This is a genomic window from Aminobacter aganoensis, from assembly GCF_014206975.1.
Classification (GTDB): domain Bacteria; phylum Pseudomonadota; class Alphaproteobacteria; order Rhizobiales; family Rhizobiaceae; genus Aminobacter; species Aminobacter aganoensis.
The window spans coordinates 32,811-50,696 of sequence record NZ_JACHOU010000007.1 but is presented as its reverse complement, the minus strand read 5'-3'; the positions used below and the strand labels follow the sequence as shown (position 1 = coordinate 50,696).

Below are 17,886 nucleotides of genomic sequence, written 5' to 3'. Positions count from 1 at the left end.
TGGAATCAGCGGTGGTGCAGCACCAGCGGCGCACCGCCGACCTCGATGACGTCCATCTCGTAGCCGAAGACCTTGGCCAGGACGTCGGGCTGCAGCACTTCCGCCGGTGGCCCGTCGGCGACGATGCGGCCGTCCTTCATCGCCACGATCCGGTCGGCATAGACGGCGGCGTGGTTGATGTCGTGCAGCACAACGATGACGGTGCGCCTGTCCTTGTCGGCGGCGGCGCGCAGGTCGCGCATCAGCTGGCGGGCAAACATCATGTCGAGATTGTTCAGCGGCTCGTCGAGCAGCATGTAGTCGGTACCCTGGCAGAAGGCCATGGCGACCATGGCGCGCTGGCGCTGGCCGCCCGACAGATGGTCGAGGAAACGATCGGCGAGATCGGTCAGGCCGAACTGCTGCAGTGCCGCCTCGATCAGCCTCAGATCATTGTCGTCGATGCGGCCGCGCTGGTGCGGAAAGCGGCCGAAGCCGACCAGTTCGCGCACCTTGAGCCGGCTCGCCACGGCAGGGTCCTGGCGCAGGATGGCGAGTGTCTTCGCCAGCCGGCGGCTCGGCGTCGTGTCCACCGCCAGGCCATCGACCGAAATGGACCCGCTTTGCAGCGGCTGCAGCCGGGCGATCAGCGACAACAGGCTTGACTTGCCGGCGCCGTTCGGCCCGACCAGCGCCGTCAGCCCGCCCTTGGGCATCGTCAGCGACACATCTTCCAGGATTTGCGTGTCGCCGAGGCGCAGCGAAACATTCTTGATCTCGATCATCGCTTGCTCGTTGTGATCAGCATGGCCAGGAACACGAGGCCGCCCACGAATTCGATGACGACGCCGAGGGTGGCCGCACCCCCCAGCACGTGCTGCAGAACAATCTGGCCGCCAAGCAGCACGATGATCGCCGTCAGCATCGCGGCAGGCAGCAGCAGCTGGTGCCGCCGGCTGTCGACGATGCGCTCGGCCAGCGCCACCACCAGCAGCCCGAAGAACGTCACCGGCCCGACCAGTGCCGTCGACACCGCCACCAGTGCGGCGACCAGCAGCAACAGGCCGGCCAGCGCCCGGGTCCAGTCGACGCCGAGGCCGGTGGCGCTGTCGGCGCCCAGCGCGACGATGTCGAGCGTGTGGCGCAGCCGCCAGATGATGGCACCGGCGACGAGCGTCACGATCAGGCCGATGACCACCAGGTCCGGCCGCACGGTGTTGAAATCGGCGAAGCTCGACCCCTGGACCACGGCGAATTCGTTCGGGTCGATCACCCGCGCCACAAGGCTGGCGAGGCTGCGGAACAGCACGCCGAGCACCACGCCGGTCAGAAGCAGCAGCCCGATGTCGAAGCGCCGGCGCAGCATCGGCAGGAACAGCATCAGCGCCATCGCCATCATCAGCACCGACTCGCCGGCGAATTTCAGCCGTGGGTCGAGCGCGACGAAACCGACGCTGCCGAGCGTCAGCACAAGCGCCATCTGGCCGAACAGGTAGAGCGCGTCGAGGCCCATGATCTGCGGCGTCAGCACCCGGTTGGCCGTCACGGTCTGGAACACCACCGTCGAGATCGCGATCGCCACGCCGACCTGTACCAGCGTCAGCAGGCGCACCGCGCGCAGTTCGAGCGCAAAGCCGATATTGCCGCGCAGGCCGACGGTCATGAAGGCGGCCGCCACGGCCAGCGCCACGGCGGCGAGGATCAGAAGCCGCTTGTCAGGCACGTTGCGTCCGCCCGAACAGGATCCACAGGAACAGCCCCGAGCCGACGACGCCGAGCACGGTGCCGACGGGAATTTCATAGGGGTAGCGGATGACGCGGCCGATGATGTCGCAGGCCAGCAGCAGGGTTGCGCCGGTGACGGCCACCCAGGGCAGGGCGCTTTTCAGATTGTCGCCCATCAACCTGGAGACGAGGTTCGGCACCACCAGGCCGACGAACGGGATCATGCCGACCACGACCACCGCCAGCGACGAGATCACCGCCACCATGACGAGGCCGAGCTGCACGATGCGTTGGTAGTCGAGGCCGAGCCCGACGCTGACCTCGCGGCCCATCGAGGCGATGGTCAGCCGGTCGGCCACCCACCACGCCAGCGCCACCATGGCAGCGAGGATCCACAGAAGCTCGTAGCGGCCGCGCAGCACGCCGGAAAATTCGCCATTGGTCCAGACGTCGACATATTGCAGCAGGTCGGTCTGCCAGGCGATGAAGGTCACCGCCGCGCCGATGACGCCGCCATAGACGAGGCCGAACAGCGGGATGAGGAAAGGTTGCGTCGGCGGCAGCTTGTGCGCGATGGCGAGGAAGATCGACGTGCCGGCAAGCGCGGTCGCGCTGGCGGCGAGGGTCTTCGCCCCGATCGACGCGGTCGGAAACAGCAGCGTCACGGCGAGCACGCCCAATGCGGCGCTCTGGCCCGTGCCGGTGGTGATCGGCTCGACGAAGCGGTTGCGCACCAGTATCTGCAGCACGAGCCCGGCAATAGCCAGGCCTGCGCCGGTGAGCACCACCGCCACCGTTCTCGGCAGGCGGCTGACGAGCAGGAGCTGCAACGCCCCCGCATTGGTTCCGATCCTGTCCAGCGACATGTCGTCGACGCCGATGCACAGGCTCAGCGCAAACAGCCCGACGAGGCCGGTGGCGACCACAAGCCGGGCGTTTGGCACTGCCGCAGGCATCACTTCGCCTTGGCGAAGGCTTGTTCGATGGTCGAGAGCACGCGGTGCGTCGACTGCACGCCGCCGGCGGCGATGTAGAAATCCTGTGACGGCAGGAACACCACCTGGCCCTTCTTCCACGCGGTCGTCTGCGCCACCAGTTCGTTGTCGAGCGTGGCCTTGGCGCCCTGGTCGCCCGAGCCGATGGCTGCGGCGCGGTCGAGCACGAGCAGCCAGTCCGGGTTGGCCTTGCTGATGAACTCGAACGAGATCGCCTCGCCATGGGTCGCGCTCTCGACATCGGCGACGGCGGGTTCGAGGTCGAGCGTCTTGTGCACCCAGCCGAAGCGTGATCCCGGGCCATAGGCGGTGATCTTCGGGCCGTTGGTCATCAGGATCAGCGCCTTGCCCTTGCCTTTCACGGCCTGCCTGGCTGCTTCGACGGCGGCGTCCAGTTCCTTCGCCGCGGCGGCGGCTTCGTCGGGCTTGGCGAAGAGGTCGCCATAGGCGGCCAGGCGCGCCTTGGCCTGGGCCACGAGATCGTCGCCAGCCATCGTCATGTCGATGGTGGGGGCGACGCGCGACGTTGCCTCGACCTGCGTCGACGAGCGGCCGCCGACGATCACCAGATCGGGCGCGAGTGCGTTCAGCGCTTCAAGGTCCGGTTCGAACAGCGTGCCGACGACGGTGGCGTTCTTGGCGACATCGGCCAGTTCAGGAACGAACAGCTTGTCGGGGACACCTGCCGGCTGCACGCCGATGCGGGTCAGCGTGTCGATTGCGGCGATGTCGTAGACGGCGATCCTGGCCGGCACCTTGTCGATGGTCTTCGGACCGGTCGCGGTGGTGATTTCCACGGCCATGGCAGGTGCGGTGGCGATCGCCAGCGCCGCTGCAAGGTTGGCCAGCAGCCGAACATACTTCATCTCGTGTCTCCGTCTCGTGCCATCGGCGTTGGATCGATAAATCCTTCGCCAAATACTCTTCTTTGGCACATATCAGAAGCTGCCCGTGCGCAACAAGACTTCATCGCGACTCTTAAGTCGCTTTATTGCCTGCCGGTCGCTGCGCAGGACGTTGAAGCAATCATTGCCGAACCATTCGAGCGAGGCTTCGGCCATAGCGTCGTCGCGCAGCTCGGCGAGGAAGCGCCGGTAGTCGACCTTGCCGTCGAACAGCGGCGTCATGCCTTCGCGGTTGCCGGCGGCGGCGTAGACATTGGCCGGCTCGAACACGCGCAGATCGGCGCGCGAGCGCACGTTCTTGAGGTGGTAGTGGCGGATATGCGGCCGCATCGCGGCATGGGCGGCGACGGGATCGTCCCCGCCCTCCCAGACATGCAACGTGTCGAAGTTGAGCTTGAACGCCGGATGGTCGACCTCGGCGATCAGCCTCAGCGTCGACGAGCCGCAATCGGCAAGCGTCCCCGGATGCGTCTCGGCCAGCAGTTCCAGGCCGAAATCGGCGGCGATCGCGGACATTTCGCGCAGCCTTGCTGTGATGATGCGCCTGACCTCGGCCGGCGTGTCCCGGCTGCCGCGGCTGCCGGCGAAGGTGCGGATCTTGCCCGCCCGCCAGTTCCGGGCGAGCCGGCACAGGTCGACGGCCTTGGTGCGCAGCGCCTCGGCATCGCCCTCGAGCGGCAGGTAGTCGCTGACCATCGGCACGTAGAGCCCGAGCCCGGCGAGCCAGTCGGCATCGCGATGCGGCTGATAGGCGAGGTTGCGGGCATGCACGCCCCACAACTCGATGCCCTGGAAGTCATTGGCGCGGGCCCATCTGGCGATGTCCTCGAGCGAGGCGAGGTGGTGGCGAAAGGTGATGGTGCAGAGCGAGATCTTCATTCGGCTGCTCCCAGCAATTCGCTGGGAATTGTGTGCGGGATGCCGTTCGTCGCGCACCAGGCTTCGAAGGCCTCGCCGAGCCTGCCCTTTATCCGCTTCTCCAGCCCGTCCAGCGTGTCCAAGCGGCGGAAGACGTCGTCGGCCAGGCTGCGGTCGCCGGTCTGGGCGAGCTTCATGACGGCGTAGTGCAGCGCCTTGAACTCCTGGATCACGCGCTCGATCTCGTCGCACCAATGGTCGAAATCGGCATTGGCGAGCTTCATTTCGCGCCAGAAGAAGGCGAAGCCGTGCTCGTAGGCGTATTTGCGGATCGAGATCACCGGCACCTCGCGCAACGCTGCGCCGAGATCGGCGAGCTTGACGCCGTCGCGTCCTTCGAGATGGGCCGAGACGATGCTGTGCACGCCGTCGACCAGGGGATTGTGATCGGGCCGGTAGCAGGCGAGGAAGAAGTCGCGCAGGTCGCTGGCTGCGGGTTTTCGCGCCTCCAGCCGGTCGAAGATGTAGCCGCCGCCGACGGTCGGCTGGCGGATGGCATGGATGACCTTGTCGCGCGCGATCCGGCCTTCCCAGCGGAAGTCGGGATCGTTGACCTGCCATATCTTCGGATCGTCGGTCTTTTCGATCATCAGATAGTGCGGGAAGGGGTTCTGGTTGAACTTGTTCTCCCGCTCCGGCAGGTGGAACAGGTCGAGCATCACCATCAGGTATTCGCTGTCGCGCTTGCGTTCGAGCAGGTCGAGCATGGTGACCAGGTTCTGGTCCTTCGACCGCGCCGGGTCATACCATTCATGCATGGCCACGCCGTAGAGCCGTTCGTACCAGGCGCGGAAGAAGCCGTGGGTGATCGACTTGTCGTGATAGGCGAGCTGCCATTTGTCGGTGATGGCGAAGCCGGCGTCCCAGACGCTGAAATAGAACGGCCGCTGGTCGATGCCTGAGCGCTTCAGCGCGTCGCAGACGCTGCTGACGAAGCAGTGCACCTTGATGTCGATGTAGTCCTCGCCATGCACGCCTTCGCCGGCCGGCTCGGGACGCGCCGCAGCGACGCTGGCTTCGCCGGTGAACAGTTGCGCAAGATCCCGCACCGTCTCGATGTCCTGGCGGTTGATCGCCTCCTCCGGCGCCGGCAGGCCAAACTCCAGTTCCAGGGTGAGGAAGATCTCGAGGATCAGCACCGAGTCGAGATAGAGGTCCTCGTTGAGCCGCGCCTCGGGGCCGAACCGGTCGAGATGGGCATGGTTCATGTGGTCGCGCAGGACCGTGTGGATCGCCTCGATCGCTTGTTCGGTATTCATCACGCGACCTCCCTCACCAAGGCCGTGAACTGTCCCGCTGCATGCTGCGCCGCCACCTCGCGGCGGCTGATCTTGCCGTTGGCCTGGCGCGGGATCGCGTCGACCTGGACGATTTCCATCGGCAGCTGGTGGCTGGCGAGGTTGCGGGCGCACCACTGCCGCACGGCCGGGCCGTCCAGCCGTTCGCTGGCGCTGAACAGCAGGCCGACCCGTTCGCCCGCCAGCGTGTCCGTCTTGCGGAAGGCGACGGCGTCGGTGACCGAAGGCATTGACATCACCACGTCCTCGACCTCGCGCGGATAGACGTTGAGGCCGGAGACATTGATGGTGTCGTCGAGGCGGGAGACGAACACCAGCATGCCGTCGGGCCGGAAATAGCCGAGGTCTCGGGTCGCGATCTCGCCGGCCGGTCCGCTGACGATCATCTCGGACGGCGCGACCGCGCTGTTGCTGCAGGTAACAACGTGGTGCGGCAGCACGAAACCCATGTCGGCCGCGTCGGTGACGTCGGGATTGACCGCGATGCAGCCGGTTTCCGAGCAGCCATATTGCTGGAACAGATGCGTCGTGCGGGCCCGGATGCGCGCGAACCACGGTTCGGGCAGAACCGTGCCCGAGGTCATGGCCGCGTGCAGCGTCTCGCCCTCGGGCATCAGCCGCGCCAGCGTGTGCAGCACCGCCGGCGACGAGTAGAGCAGAGGCCGCTCGATGTCGCGCAAGATCCGCAGCAGGTATTTCGGATTGCCGGCATCGACGACGACGGGCGTGCGGCCGCGCTTGAGCGCCACCAGTATGCCGCAGATCAGGCCGTAGGAATGCGTCGTCGGGCAGGCGATGACCGGCGTCATCTCCTCGGGCTGGCGGAACGTCGCGGCATAGCTCGCCACCTCGGCGTCGATATCGGCCCAGCTTCGCGCGATGCATTTCGGCGCACCCGTGGTGCCGGAGCTCATCTGCAAGAGCTGGCCCTGCGAGGCCGGCTCGATCTCGGCCGACAGGCTCTCCGCTTCGAGGCTGTTGAAATACAGCGCGTGGCAGCCTGCGGCGGCAGCCAGCCGGCGCGCCGCGGGGTGCGGCGTCGCAGGATGGATCGGGAAGACGCTGGCGCCGATGTCGCGGATGGCGAAGAACAGCGCCAGCCAGCCGGCGGTATCAGTGAAGCACACGGCGTAGCGCGCATTCGCGTCGAGGCTGGCCCTGTCGGCGCTTTCCGCCACCATCTGCTCGAATTTCTGTCGGTCGTAGTACCTGTCGTCGATCTGGAGCATCGATTTTCCCTTCAGGCGTGGGCGGTGGAGAGGGTGTTGGAAACGACGTGGCTCGAACGGCCGATGTTGAGCTTGCGGGCAAGCAGCGCCTCGGCGGCGATCTCTGGGCGGGCGAGGCCGAGCTGCGCCTGGCGCGCGGCCACGCCGTGGCCGGCGGCATAGTCGGACAGCATGTGCCGGACCGTTTTCCAGAAATCGGCCTCGCGCAGTCCGTAATGGGTCTGCAGCAGGTGCGAGATCTCGGCCATGTTGAAGACGAACAGCGCGTCCGTCACCAGTTCGCCGAGCGTCTCGACGTCCTCCATCCAGTAGTACTGGTCGGGAAGGGCCTCGCGATAAGCCGGGTCGAGCGCCAGGAAGTCGGGCACCTTGCCGGGGTCGCGCAGGAAGTGGGGCACGTATTCGACGCTGTCGTGAAAGTCGCGCAGCACCAGTCGGACCGGCCAGCCGTCGCGGTGGACGAGCACCATGTTCTGGCCATGCGCCTCGGTGGCGATGCCGTGCCCGACCAGCAGGTGCCACACCGGCAGGATGGCGACCTGCAACAGCTGACCGAGCCAGGCACGGAAGCCGTGGCGGCGGACCCACTCGTCGATGAACGGCTTGCCGTCATGCTCGATCGTCATCAGCGCGTTGAACGGCACCGCCTGTTCGCCTTCGCCGAGCACCGAGCTGACGCTGCGGCGCCAGATCGCGGCGAGCTGCCCGGCGAGCGGGCCGTCGCGGCCGGCGATGATGCCGGCATATTCGTCGAGCACCGTCAGCGGGTAGGCGGTCCGGAACAGCGGGTCGCCGGCGACGATGTCGCCCAGCCAGCATGAGATCACCGGCGCCGTGCACACCGAATGCGGCTCGATCGTCCGCAGCGACGACGAGTTGCTCATGTTCATCGACAGCTTGACGTTCGCCGCCTCGGGCCGGTCGGCATTGAGCAATGTCCGGATCGACTGGCTCGCCGTGTAGCGGTCGCCCGAAATGCCGGCGAAATGGGCCGTCCCGTCCGCCAGCCATGGCGCCAGCAGCGTGTCCTTCAGCGCCGTCCACTGCCAGGGATGCAGCGGCAGCAGCGCGAACTCGTCCCGGCCCAGGTCCAGCTCGGAGCGACGCTTCTCTATCCGGGCGAAGGTCTCCGCGCCAAGCTCGCCGGTCCAGAAGGTCGCTTCGTCGACGGGCAGGCGCTGGTTCACCTCTTCGCGCCGCACCAGCAGCCAGGCGAGCTGGAAGCTGTTGCCGCCTTCGGGTCCGAAGTCGCGATGGTCGCTTTCGCTGAACCCTGTCCGCGCCTTGAAGCAGGGATGGTAGGCATGGCCTTCGTGCAGCGCGCCTTCGAGTGCGGCGAAGCCGAGATCGCGGCGGGCGCGCTGTGGCAGGTTGCGGTCGTTCCAGCTGCAATGGGCAAGCGTGCTCTGCAACTCGCCGAGCAGCCGGCGCCTGTCGTCCGCGGATGCCGGCAGGCTCCCGACCAGCTCGTCCAGCGCAGCCGGGCGCCAGGTGCCGTCGCATCCTTCGCTCTCGACCGAACCCGGCGCGATGCGGATGCGGCTGAACGCGCCTTCGACGCCGGCGCAGCGAAAGCGCTTGCCCTCATGCGACCATGAGAAGGCAAGCTGGTCGCCGTCCTCGGCAATCGTTGCCGCGATAAGCTTTTCGAACAGCACGGCCTCGACAAGTTGCCTGACGACGCGCTCGTCCGGGCGCCCCGGCAGGTCAAGAGGCAAGGGCACTGCCGTCTCCGTGATAGAGGCCGGCGATGGCGGCGAAGAGCGGGTTGGGCTGGCGGGCGTAGAGTGAACGCTCGTTGCTGGTCTGCAACTCGTCGACGTCGAACAGCCGCGTCATCAGATTGGCCTTGAAAGCCACCGTCGGGCGGTCGAGCACGCCGCGGACGAATTCGCGGCCGACGGCACTGGTCGTGCGCGACAACACCTCCAGGCGGTCGCGCAGCAGGCGCAGCAGCACCTCTTCGTCGATCAGGCCGTCATGCCCCATGCGGGCGATGACCGAGAAGATCTGGTTGACGACAAGGTAGTAGGCGAAGCGGTCCTGGATGTCGCGGTCGTCATAATAGAGCGAGGCGATCTCGGCAGCTTCCGGCACATGCAGGCTGAAGCGGGCGCGGTATCGCTTGGAGAGGTAGAAGCCCTGGTTGTCGCGGTAGTAGCTGGCGCTCGGATAGCCCTGGCTGACGTCGAGCAGGCTGTTCTGCTGGTGCGCCTCCAGTGCCAGCCCGAAGTCGTCGTAGAGCGACACCAGCGGGTCGAGCGCGCAGTCGAGATAGCGCTGGAACCAGTGCTTGCAGACCAGTTCCGGATGCGTTCCGTCGCGCAGGCACAGCGCCCTGATGATCCGCTCCAGCCGCGACTGTTGGCCCGGCAGCGGCTCGGCGGTGAGTGCGGCGATGGTGATCTTGCCGCGCCCCCCGCAGGCGACGAACGGGTTCTCGCGCAGGATCACCTCGAAGCCGCTTTCGCAGCGGCCGGGAAGGTCGAGGGTGATGTAGGCCGGGTCGGCGATCACCTTGAAACGGCTGTCGCCGCTGCCGATGCCCGTCCGCCCGAGCAGCTTGGCCACGGCGACACCCGCTTCCAGCTCCTTGCGGCTGTTGACCCTGAGCGAATTGGTGATGCGCACCGGCAGCGAGAACTTGAGCATCCACGGCAGGTCTTCGTTGTAGACCGTGCGCACCGAAGACGTCGCCGTGAAGGCAGGGCCGGCGGCACCGGCGAGCCTGAGCTTGCCGGCGGCCACCAGATCGCGCACGCCGTCATCGAGCAGCAGCGCTTCGGCCTGCAGCGGGTGCATCGGCAACAGCATCTCGCCGGGCCGCGTTTCGATTTCGCCGGCGCCTGCCAGCGCAGCGACGATCTCCGGCGCGGTCTCGGCGGCTGCCGACTTGTGGCTGACGACAGAGGCATCGGCGGCGAAATAGACGAGCTGGAACCTGCCGTGCAGCTCGGGGGCGTAGCTCGGCTCTTGCCACGACGTCATGCCTTGCCGGCTCTTCGGCGTCGGGTGCAGCGAGTGCCCGAACACCAGCGACTGTTCGGCAGCGATGAAGCTGTCGTCCTCCGTAGCGGCACCATGCGCTTCGATGTAGCGCAGCGTCTGCTGGTAGCTCTGCAGTGCCCGGCCGAGCAGTTCGAGTTCGCAGCCGCGCATGGCATCGCTGCGCTCGTCGTGCAACTGCCTGTAGGCTTCGTGCAGCAACAGCTGCAGTGCCGCGAACGGCTCGCTGTGACGCCAGCCGGCGTCGGTCGCCCGGCGGACCCAGGTCTGGCCGAAGCGGTGCGGCCCGCAGCGGGAATGCGACACAAGCTCGGCGCGGAGCACAAGTTGCTGGGCCGCCAGCACCCACTCGATGCAATCGACGGGATCCTCGGCTCCGCCCCTGTGCTGGGTCACCCTGCCGGGCGAGATTTCACGGACATAGCAGTTCGCGAAATTCTGGAACGTCGCATGTTCGGCAACCTGCCGCGGCGTGAGCTTCATCTGTCGTCACCATGTGGTTGGACCGACCGAATGCCTTGCAGCAGCTAGGTATCTGACGGATTTTATCGGAGAACGAAGGCTGGCCTCAGGCACTCCACTGGATGGCACGCCCGGGCTCGCGGAAGGCGAAGCGGGCGAGATGGTCGTCGATCACAGACTTGGTTCGAGCCAACTGGTCGGCATCGGGTGCGTCCAGCTCGATGGTCAGCGCAGCGTCGTCGGCTTCCAGCACGGCATGGCCGAACGGGAAATGGCATTCGCCGCGCCGATCGGCATGGGACACCTCGATCTTGTGCGCGAAGTGCTTGCAGAGCTGGGTCAGGTACTTGGCGCCATGTTCGGTTTCGAACCTGCCCGACGATTGAACCATGGTTTCGTTCCCTGTCCGTCGTTGATGCCAAATGGGCACCACGGGCAAGGCCCGTGGCCACCGGGTTCAGAACTTTGCGGTTGCGCTCAAGCGGAACGACCGGCCCGGCTCCAACAGCGGCCTGACGTCGCCGAACTCCTGGCCATAGGTTGCCCTGCTGGCGTAGTCCTCGTCGAACAGGTTCTTCACCTCGCCGCGGAAGGTCAGGTTTGGGTTCGACGGCGGCTGGTACTCGATGAAGACGTTGACCACCTCATGCCCCTCGATCTTCTGTGATCCGGCTGGCACCTTGTCGTAGTCGAGGGCGATCTCGACGTCGCCGCCGACGGTCACGCCCCAGTCGTCGAAACGGTGAAGCGCCGCCAGCGTGAAGATCTGGCCGACCGGCGTCACCAGGTAGTTGCCGAGGTAGGAGTCAGCCGGCTTGCCATCGATGGTGACGTCGATGTTGACGTACTTGATACTGGCGTGGCCCGAACCCCAGTCGTAGCCGCCGCTGAGGGTGAAGCCCTGGGAACGGACATCATGGGCCTCGAAGGCGGTGGTCTTGTAGAGGGCGGAGCGGGCGTCGTAGATGTCGGTGCGGAAGATGCCGGCTTCTAGCGTGAAGCCCTGATAGGTGGCGACCAGTCCGGCGGTGAGGTTGTCCGAGGTCACCGGCTTCGGCCCGTCGCCATAGTTCCAGTTCGGATTGAAGTTGAAGTTTTCCGCCAGCGGCACACCGGCCCAGACATGCGAATAGCCCGCCTTGGCGGTCAGGAAATCGGGGACGAGATCATATTCGCCGGAGACGTTGCCGCTCAGTCCGGCATTGGTCCACTCCTCGCCTGTGACTCCCTCGAACCACTGGTTGTCGCCACGTGCGCCGAAGGAAAGCCGCGTCCGTTCCCATGGCTCCAGCCGCGCCTGGGCGTAGAGGCCGACATTGCTGGCATGCTCGGTCCCGGGTTCGAACTTGTCTTCGAGATCGGCGGTGTCCTTGTAGAAATCGAAGCCGGCCGTAATGCTGCCCATGTCGAGCGCGAAACGATTTTCCGCCTTGCCGTTGAAGCTCTCGGTCTTTCCGACGCCGGTATAGGTGTCGGACTCGGTGCTTGGGGCCACCGGTCTCGGATAGATCAGCGTCTCCACCCGGGCGCTGGTGTAGGCGATCACCACTTTCGGATCCCACCATCCTTCAGGCGACTCATCGGTATAGGTGAAGACGGTGCTGCTTCGGTCGAGCGTGTAGTCGCGAACATCTGGTTCCCAGGATTTCGGGGGAACGAGTTTGCCCATGTTGGCCCGGAACGGACGTGGAGCGTCGTCGCGCAACTGCTCGTGGCTCAGCTCGAAGCGGTGGCCGCTTTCCGCCTGATAGGCAACCTTGCCCAGACCGCTCAGCAGGTTGGCGCTGGTGCCGTCGATGACGCTGCCATTGCCGGCGGTGAAGTTGTCGCCCTTGGCAAAGTTCAGGTAGCCGAAATATTCGAAGCCGCCTTCGATGCCATAGGCCGACAGGCCGACCGTGGGGGTCTTGCTGTTGAAGTCGTAGGTTCCGGTGACAAGCCCGCCGATGCTCTTGCCCGGCTCCAGCAGGTCGCGCGCGTCCTTGGTCTCGTAGGCGATCGCGCCGCCCAGCGCGCCTGGTCCGGCATCGGCCGGCGCAACGCCGGCGTCGACGCTGACGGCCTTGAGCAGCGACGGATCGATCAGGTTGGTCGCGTTGTGGTGGAACACCTTGTTGTTCTGCCGCGCGCCATCGACGGTCACCGCAAGGTTGGTTTCCTCGATGCCCTGGACATAGACCTTCTGCGACATCGGCAGCGAGCTGCCGACGGCAACCTTGGGCTCGTCGGCAAACACTTCCTGCAGGTCGGCCGGCTTTTTCCGCGCCAGGTCCTCCGCCGTGATCTGGACGTTGTTGACCCCGCCTTCGCCGCCCTGGGCGTTGATGTCGATCGTGTTCAGGACGACCGCGCCATTGGCCGCGATATTGAGGCCGCCGGTCGAAGCGCTCGCTACCGCCGACTGGATCGACACCGTGTTGGGGCCGGTGAAGCGGTAGCTGAGGCCGCTGCCGGAAAGCACGCTGCCGAGCGCCTGCTCGGCGGAAATGTTGCCGGAGACCGCAGGCGCGCGGGCCGAGCCGATGTCGGCCGTGCCGAAGGCGATCTGCAGGCCGGTCTGCGCGGCGAGCTGCTTCAGTGACTGCGCCAGCGGCTGCGCCGGCAGGTTGATGCTGTGCATCTGCGCCGACTGCGCCTGGGCAGGAGCGTATGGCACGGTGGCCACGAGCATGCCCGCGCCGAGCGCCGTTCCCATCAGAAGCCGCCGCAGCAGGCGCCCCGACGCCGTGCCGCCAAAATCCCTGTTGCTCTTGCCCGTCATGCTGGTCCCCAAAAAGCGTGGCGCACCCATCCACCGAGCGCCTTCGATGGTGTGACGCGCGACGGGGCCCGTCGCCTAAAGAGCTGTCTGCATTTTTTCTGAAATAAGTTGGCGCGAGTTCGTCAGGGTCAGGAAATGACGATGACGACGCCCGGAACCCGGCGCACCGAAAGCCCCTGTGTATGCGCCAGGGCCTCGATCGCCGCGTGGGCGTCGCGTGTCAGGAACACCGCCGTGATCGGGCTCGCATCATGCGCATGGGTGGTGAACACCAGCCGTTCGGAAACGTAGCGGCCAAGCTCGGCGACTGCACTGCTGAACGGTCGGGCGTCGAACACCACGCGACCGGCGCGCCAGGCGAGTTCGGTGTCGAGGTCGACGTCCGAAGCCGACCTTGGTGCGCCGCCGCTCAGGTAGCGGGTCTGCTGTCCGGGGGCGAGCGACACCATGTTGGCGGCAGCGCCCGCCTCTCCGCCGGTCACCGAGACGGTTCCTGTCGATGCGGTGACAGTGACCTCGCCGGCGATCGAGCGCACGGCATAGGCACCGCCATTTGCGTCGCTGCTTCCGCCAAGCGCCGAGACGCTGAACGGCGCGCCTGCGGCCGGCTTGACGGCGAACTCCGCCTCGCCGGCGAGCAGGCTCACGAGTCGCCGGCCGGCCCGGAAATCGATGGCAACGGAACTGTTGGTGTTGAGCAACATCGTCGAGCCGTCGGGCAAGGTGGCCGTCGCCTGCTCGCCCGAGCCGGTGGTGAAGTCCGAACGCATCCATGTGATGACACGCGGCGCAGCGACAGCCGCCGCCGAGGCGGCAAGCGCCCCGCCGACGAGGAGCGAGCGCCGGCTGACCGGTCGACGCAGCGTTGGCACCGCAACGGGCGCGGCAGGCGGGTTGCCGTCGTTCACGCCTTGCAGCAGCTGCCAGAATTGCTTCTCGCGGGCGAATGCGCGGGCATGTTCCGGCGACTGCGCCTGCCAGGCGCGGAATCGCTCGAGCTCCTGCCGGCTGAGATTGCCGGCGGTCAGCCGAACGATCCAGTCACGCGCATCGAGTGCGACGCCTCGGTCGATCTCGGATCGTTCTTGCCCTTTGCCCATGCCCGTCACGCAGCACGTGCCCGCTTGTTACGGGCACCCCAACCATCTTGCTATCATAGACGAGCGAGACGGCACCACGCCTAAGCGTCATGGCAAAATAAATGTTGTCGCAGGCCTAAGCCTGGCTGTCGCGCAGTTCGGCCAAGCGCTCGACGACACGTCGGATGTGGTAGTAGACCGCCTCTTCGCTGATGCCGATCTGGCGCGCGATCTCGCGATGGGAAACACCATTGATCCGGTTCATCAGGAAGATGCGCCGGCTCCGTTCGGGCATGTCCTGCAATGCCGCGTCGACGGCGCGCAGCATGTCGCGGCCCATCACGATCCGCTCGGGCGAAATCTCGTCGACCGATTGCCACAGCAGGTCGTTGACCTCGGCGTCGATCTCGTTGCGTCGCTGCTGCTTGCGGAAATGGCCGATGGCGGCGTTCTTGGCGGCCCGCATGGCGAAGGCGGCGTGATTGTCGATGGCATCGTCATGCCTGACGTTGGACAGCCTGACCCAGGTATCCTGGAGGATGTCTTCCGCCGTTGCGCTGCAGCCGACACGGCCGCGCGTCAAGGCCTCGATGCGCGGGCGCAGCGAGGCAAAGCTCTGTAGTAGCCTGGTGAGTTCCATCTTGCTCACTCTTCTTCACGCCAGTTCGCGCTGGCAGGCCGGTTCCGTTTGGAAACGACGGCAACGCAGGCTCACTAGGCGTTCAAAAAATGTCGTGCAACCCCAATGTCTTAGCGAAACGGGGCGGGTCGCACGAAAACCTTCCTATTTTTATCATGTTTAGTGTTTGATTCTGCTGCGCTAACTGCGGCGCGACGTCTCGCTCCGGCACGAATTGTCGCAGCACTATGTTGGGAGGGTGTGGCGAATTGGGCACAGCGCGGGCCGCAACCGAAAGGTGAGCACGCCACGCCGCCGCTCGCGGACGCTGCCGCGAACGGTCGGTGCAAGCCTGGAAGACCGCCGCCCGTCCCGTTTTCACGGCAATGGCAGGCCCAGCGTCAGCGCTTGAAGTCGATCGGCACGATGATGCTCGTCGGCACCGAAGGCGGCGGCGCCGGGATCGGCGACGAGCGGCGCACCAGGTTGACCGCGGCCTCGTCGAGGGCCTGGTCGCCGGAGGAACTCACCAGCCTGACCGACAGCACGTCGCCATTGGTGTTGAAGGAGAACCGGACGGCGACCGAACCGCGGCTGCGCACGTTCCTGGGCTTGTGCCGGTTGAGGTGGGAGTAGACGCGCGACTGCCAGCGCGCCGGCGACATCGCCTTGCCGCCACCCTGTCCCGGCGCGGGCGCGCGGGTGCTGTCGGAATTCTGGGCCGATTTCTGCGAGGCCTGGCTGTTGGTCGCCGCCGGCTTTTTCTCGACCTTGGCCTGCTTCACCGGCTCCGGCTTCTTTTGCACCGGCTTCTTTTCGCGCACCGGCTTTTCGACCGGCTTCGGCTTCTTGATCTCCGGGCGCGGTTCGGGGATGGCCATTGCCACTTCCGGCAGCGGCGCCTCCACGATGTCGGGCACAACCTCTTCGACGGGCTCCGCCTCGGTCACCTCTTCCAGCGGCTCGGGCGTATCTTCGGCGACGTCCTCCACGGGCTGGGTCACCGGCTCGACGGGATCCGGCGTGATGGTCTCGGTCGGCTCCTCGACGGTTTCGGCAGCCTGGCTGTCGACGAGGTCGGTCGTATCCTGCGGCACTGCTTCCGGCGCCATCGCCATCGGCGCGAGGTCGATCATCACGGCGGATTGCGCCTGCATCTCGTCCAGCATCATCGGCGGCTGCCGCTGGAGGTACCAGGCGCCGGCGAGATGGACGCTGACGATGACCATGGCCGCGCCCGACCACAGCGCCAGTTCGCGGCGGCTCATGCCGCCGAGGCCGAAGCCGAGATGCGCCGCCGCCGTCATTGCGGCTGGCCGTCGGTGGCTGCGGCCGGCGTGGCCTGGACCTGTTCCAGCCCGACCAGCGCGATCTTGAGATAGCCCGCGCCGCGCATCAGGTTCATCACCTCCATCAACTCGCCATAGTCGACGCCGCGGTCGGCGCGCAGGAAGATGCGGCTTTCCTTGTCGCTCTTGGCGGCCACATCCAGCTCTTGCTGGAATGCGGTGCGGGCCACCGTGTTCTGGCCGATCGAGATGCTGAGGTCTTCCTTCAGCGTGACGTAGAGCGGCTCGTCCGGGCGCGGCTGGGCGGTCGCGGTCGAGGCGGGCAGGTCGACATTGACGTCGACGGTCGCCAGCGGCGCGGCGACCATGAAGATGATCAGCAGCACCAGCATGACGTCGATGAACGGCGTCACGTTGATCTCATGGTTTTCCTGGAGGTCGTCGTCGTCGGCCGATTGTCTGATTCCGCCTGCCATCGGACCTGCTCCTAGACCGCGACCGCAGGCGCGTGGCGGCCATTGGCCGGCGTGGCCACGGTGACCGCATGCGGACGCTCGTGCTGGCTGCGCTGCGGCTGGCGGTCGAGATCGCGGCTGACCAGTCGCTGCACGCCGGCCGCGGCGTCGGCCAGGCCCTGGCGGTAGCCGGTGATCGAGCGGGCAAAGACGTTGTAGACGACAACGGCCGGAATGGCGGCGATCAGGCCGACGGCGGTGGCCAAAAGCGCCTCGGCGATGCCCGGCGCGACGACCGCAAGGTTGGTGGTCTGCGATTCCGAGATGCCGATGAACGAGTTCATGATGCCCCAGACGGTACCGAACAGGCCGACGAAGGGTGCCGTCGAGCCGATGGTGGCGAGCACGCCGGTGCCGCGGCTGAGCCGGCGGCCGGCCTGCGCCTGGATGCGGATCAGGCGGGATTCGACACGCTCCTTGATGCCTGCGGGATCGCCGTGGCCGAGGTCGTGGCCCGACATCTCCATCTCTTCGACCGCTGCCCGTACCAGCACGCCGCCGATGCCGGCATGGTCGCCGAGCGCCTGCGAGGCGTCCTCGAGCCGGCGCGCGCCGAGAATGCCGCGCAGCGCCTTGGCAAGGCGGGCCTTGCTGCCGGCAATCTCCAGCGACTTGGCAAGCCAGACGGTCCAGGTGATCAGCGAGGCGAAAGCGAGGCCGATCATCACCGCCTTCACCACCCAGTCGGCGGCCATGAACATGCCCCATGGCGACAGGTCGTGCGGCAGCGTGCTGGCCGGGACCTCGGCGGCGGGCGCTGCGCCGGTCATGTTGTCGAGCGGCGCTTCGATGCCCATGGGCACGGCACCGGGCAAACGGTCGCCAGTTGCGGCCCCGCCATCTGCCGGAGCGGGCGATGCCGTGGGCGCTGCGTTCGGCGCGGCTGCAGCAGGCGCTGGTTGCGGCACCGCCGGTGCACCTGAGGCTTCTCCGGCGGCGGCCGGGGCCTGCGCGGCAGGAGCCTGGGACGTGGGGACAGCCGGCGCCTGGGCGGCGGGTGCCGGCTGGACGGGCGCATTGCCCGGAGCGGCGTCTTGGGAGAACGCTGCTGTTGTTGATGCGACGAGACACATGACTGCGAGGATCTGCGCGGATCGGCGGATCGG

The 17,886-nt window shown here is 66.6% G+C and carries 16 protein-coding genes; all 16 read right to left on the bottom strand.

The features are described 5' to 3' along the window. Window positions 1–5: 5 nt before the first annotated feature. The 16 genes from GGR00_RS15340 to exbB all read right to left on the bottom strand — a co-directional run bounded on the left by GGR00_RS15340 (window position 6) and on the right by exbB (window position 17,853). Window positions 6–764 carry an iron ABC transporter ATP-binding protein gene (locus GGR00_RS15340; protein ID WP_184699905.1) on the bottom strand — a complete coding sequence of 253 codons (759 nt, stop codon included), beginning with the start codon at window positions 762–764 and terminating at the stop codon, window positions 6–8. Further along, window positions 761–1,702 carry an iron chelate uptake ABC transporter family permease subunit gene (locus GGR00_RS15335; RefSeq protein WP_184699904.1) on the bottom strand — a complete coding sequence of 314 codons (942 nt, stop codon included), beginning with the start codon at window positions 1,700–1,702 and terminating at the stop codon, window positions 761–763. Before GGR00_RS15335 ends, GGR00_RS15340 begins: the two co-directional genes overlap by 4 nt. Continuing rightward, entirely contained in the window at window positions 1,695–2,660 is a 966-nt protein-coding gene (locus GGR00_RS15330) for an ABC transporter permease (RefSeq protein WP_184699903.1), read from the bottom strand. Before GGR00_RS15330 ends, GGR00_RS15335 begins: the two co-directional genes overlap by 8 nt. Further along, complete coding sequence (locus GGR00_RS15325; protein WP_055982216.1) at window positions 2,660–3,565, bottom strand: siderophore ABC transporter substrate-binding protein; 906 nt, start codon at window positions 3,563–3,565, stop codon at window positions 2,660–2,662. Before GGR00_RS15325 ends, GGR00_RS15330 begins: the two co-directional genes overlap by 1 nt. A gap of 72 nt (window positions 3,566–3,637) precedes the next feature. Next, window positions 3,638–4,483 carry a sugar phosphate isomerase/epimerase family protein gene (locus GGR00_RS15320; RefSeq protein WP_184699902.1) on the bottom strand — a complete coding sequence of 282 codons (846 nt, stop codon included), beginning with the start codon at window positions 4,481–4,483 and terminating at the stop codon, window positions 3,638–3,640. Next, window positions 4,480–5,781, bottom strand: coding sequence for a DUF6005 family protein (locus GGR00_RS15315; protein ID WP_184699901.1), 1,302 nt, complete (start codon window positions 5,779–5,781; stop codon window positions 4,480–4,482). Before GGR00_RS15315 ends, GGR00_RS15320 begins: the two co-directional genes overlap by 4 nt. Continuing rightward, window positions 5,781–7,049, bottom strand: coding sequence for an AMP-binding protein (locus tag GGR00_RS15310; protein WP_184699900.1), 1,269 nt, complete (start codon window positions 7,047–7,049; stop codon window positions 5,781–5,783). The genes GGR00_RS15315 and GGR00_RS15310 overlap by 1 nt, the downstream gene beginning before the upstream one ends. Window positions 7,050–7,060: 11 nt before the next feature. Continuing rightward, window positions 7,061–8,773 carry an IucA/IucC family protein gene (locus tag GGR00_RS15305; RefSeq protein WP_184699899.1) on the bottom strand — a complete coding sequence of 571 codons (1,713 nt, stop codon included), beginning with the start codon at window positions 8,771–8,773 and terminating at the stop codon, window positions 7,061–7,063. Then, on the bottom strand, window positions 8,757–10,538 hold the full coding sequence (locus tag GGR00_RS15300) for an IucA/IucC family protein (RefSeq protein ID WP_184699898.1): 1,782 nt from the start codon (window positions 10,536–10,538) through the stop codon (window positions 8,757–8,759). Before GGR00_RS15300 ends, GGR00_RS15305 begins: the two co-directional genes overlap by 17 nt. Before the next feature lie 85 nt (window positions 10,539–10,623). Then, entirely contained in the window at window positions 10,624–10,908 is a 285-nt protein-coding gene (locus GGR00_RS15295) for a DUF2218 domain-containing protein (RefSeq protein WP_184699897.1), read from the bottom strand. Between the two features lie 66 nt (window positions 10,909–10,974). Then, window positions 10,975–13,278 (bottom strand): TonB-dependent receptor, encoded by a 2,304-nt coding sequence (locus GGR00_RS15290; protein ID WP_184699896.1) that lies wholly within the window; start codon window positions 13,276–13,278, stop codon window positions 10,975–10,977. 128 nt (window positions 13,279–13,406) lie between these two features. Then, window positions 13,407–14,378: a FecR family protein gene (locus GGR00_RS15285; protein WP_055982241.1), complete on the bottom strand. Its 972-nt coding sequence runs from the start codon at window positions 14,376–14,378 to the stop codon at window positions 13,407–13,409. Window positions 14,379–14,493: 115 nt separating this feature from the next. Next, window positions 14,494–14,997, bottom strand: a complete 504-nt coding sequence (locus GGR00_RS15280) for an RNA polymerase sigma factor (protein ID WP_055982244.1) — start codon at window positions 14,995–14,997, stop codon at window positions 14,494–14,496. A gap of 380 nt (window positions 14,998–15,377) precedes the next feature. Then, a complete protein-coding gene (locus tag GGR00_RS15275) occupies window positions 15,378–16,283 on the bottom strand; it encodes a TonB family protein (RefSeq protein ID WP_055982247.1) in 906 nt (301 codons plus the stop codon). After that, complete coding sequence (gene exbD, locus GGR00_RS15270) at window positions 16,280–16,741, bottom strand: TonB system transport protein ExbD (RefSeq protein WP_055982250.1); 462 nt, start codon at window positions 16,739–16,741, stop codon at window positions 16,280–16,282. Before exbD ends, GGR00_RS15275 begins: the two co-directional genes overlap by 4 nt. 11 nt (window positions 16,742–16,752) lie before the next feature. Beyond that, entirely contained in the window at window positions 16,753–17,853 is a 1,101-nt protein-coding gene (exbB, locus tag GGR00_RS15265; RefSeq protein ID WP_184699984.1) for a tonB-system energizer ExbB, read from the bottom strand. Window positions 17,854–17,886: the final 33 nt, after the last annotated feature.

Coding starts and splice junctions, on each gene's coding strand:
- GGR00_RS15340 (WP_184699905.1), bottom strand. CDS start 764: ATGATCGAGATCAAGAATGTTTCGCTGCGCCTCGGCGACACGCAAATC.
- GGR00_RS15330 (WP_184699903.1), bottom strand. CDS start 2,660: ATGCCTGCGGCAGTGCCAAACGCCCGGCTTGTGGTCGCCACCGGCCTC.
- GGR00_RS15325 (WP_055982216.1), bottom strand. CDS start 3,565: ATGAAGTATGTTCGGCTGCTGGCCAACCTTGCAGCGGCGCTGGCGATC.
- GGR00_RS15320 (WP_184699902.1), bottom strand. CDS start 4,483: ATGAAGATCTCGCTCTGCACCATCACCTTTCGCCACCACCTCGCCTCG.
- GGR00_RS15315 (WP_184699901.1), bottom strand. CDS start 5,781: ATGAATACCGAACAAGCGATCGAGGCGATCCACACGGTCCTGCGCGAC.
- GGR00_RS15310 (WP_184699900.1), bottom strand. CDS start 7,049: ATGCTCCAGATCGACGACAGGTACTACGACCGACAGAAATTCGAGCAG.
- GGR00_RS15300 (WP_184699898.1), bottom strand. CDS start 10,538: ATGAAGCTCACGCCGCGGCAGGTTGCCGAACATGCGACGTTCCAGAAT.
- GGR00_RS15295 (WP_184699897.1), bottom strand. CDS start 10,908: ATGGTTCAATCGTCGGGCAGGTTCGAAACCGAACATGGCGCCAAGTAC.
- GGR00_RS15290 (WP_184699896.1), bottom strand. CDS start 13,278: ATGACGGGCAAGAGCAACAGGGATTTTGGCGGCACGGCGTCGGGGCGC.
- GGR00_RS15285 (WP_055982241.1), bottom strand. CDS start 14,378: ATGGGCAAAGGGCAAGAACGATCCGAGATCGACCGAGGCGTCGCACTC.
- GGR00_RS15280 (WP_055982244.1), bottom strand. CDS start 14,997: ATGGAACTCACCAGGCTACTACAGAGCTTTGCCTCGCTGCGCCCGCGC.
- GGR00_RS15275 (WP_055982247.1), bottom strand. CDS start 16,283: ATGACGGCGGCGGCGCATCTCGGCTTCGGCCTCGGCGGCATGAGCCGC.
- exbD (WP_055982250.1), bottom strand. CDS start 16,741: ATGGCAGGCGGAATCAGACAATCGGCCGACGACGACGACCTCCAGGAA.
- exbB (WP_184699984.1), bottom strand. CDS start 17,853: ATGTGTCTCGTCGCATCAACAACAGCAGCGTTCTCCCAAGACGCCGCT.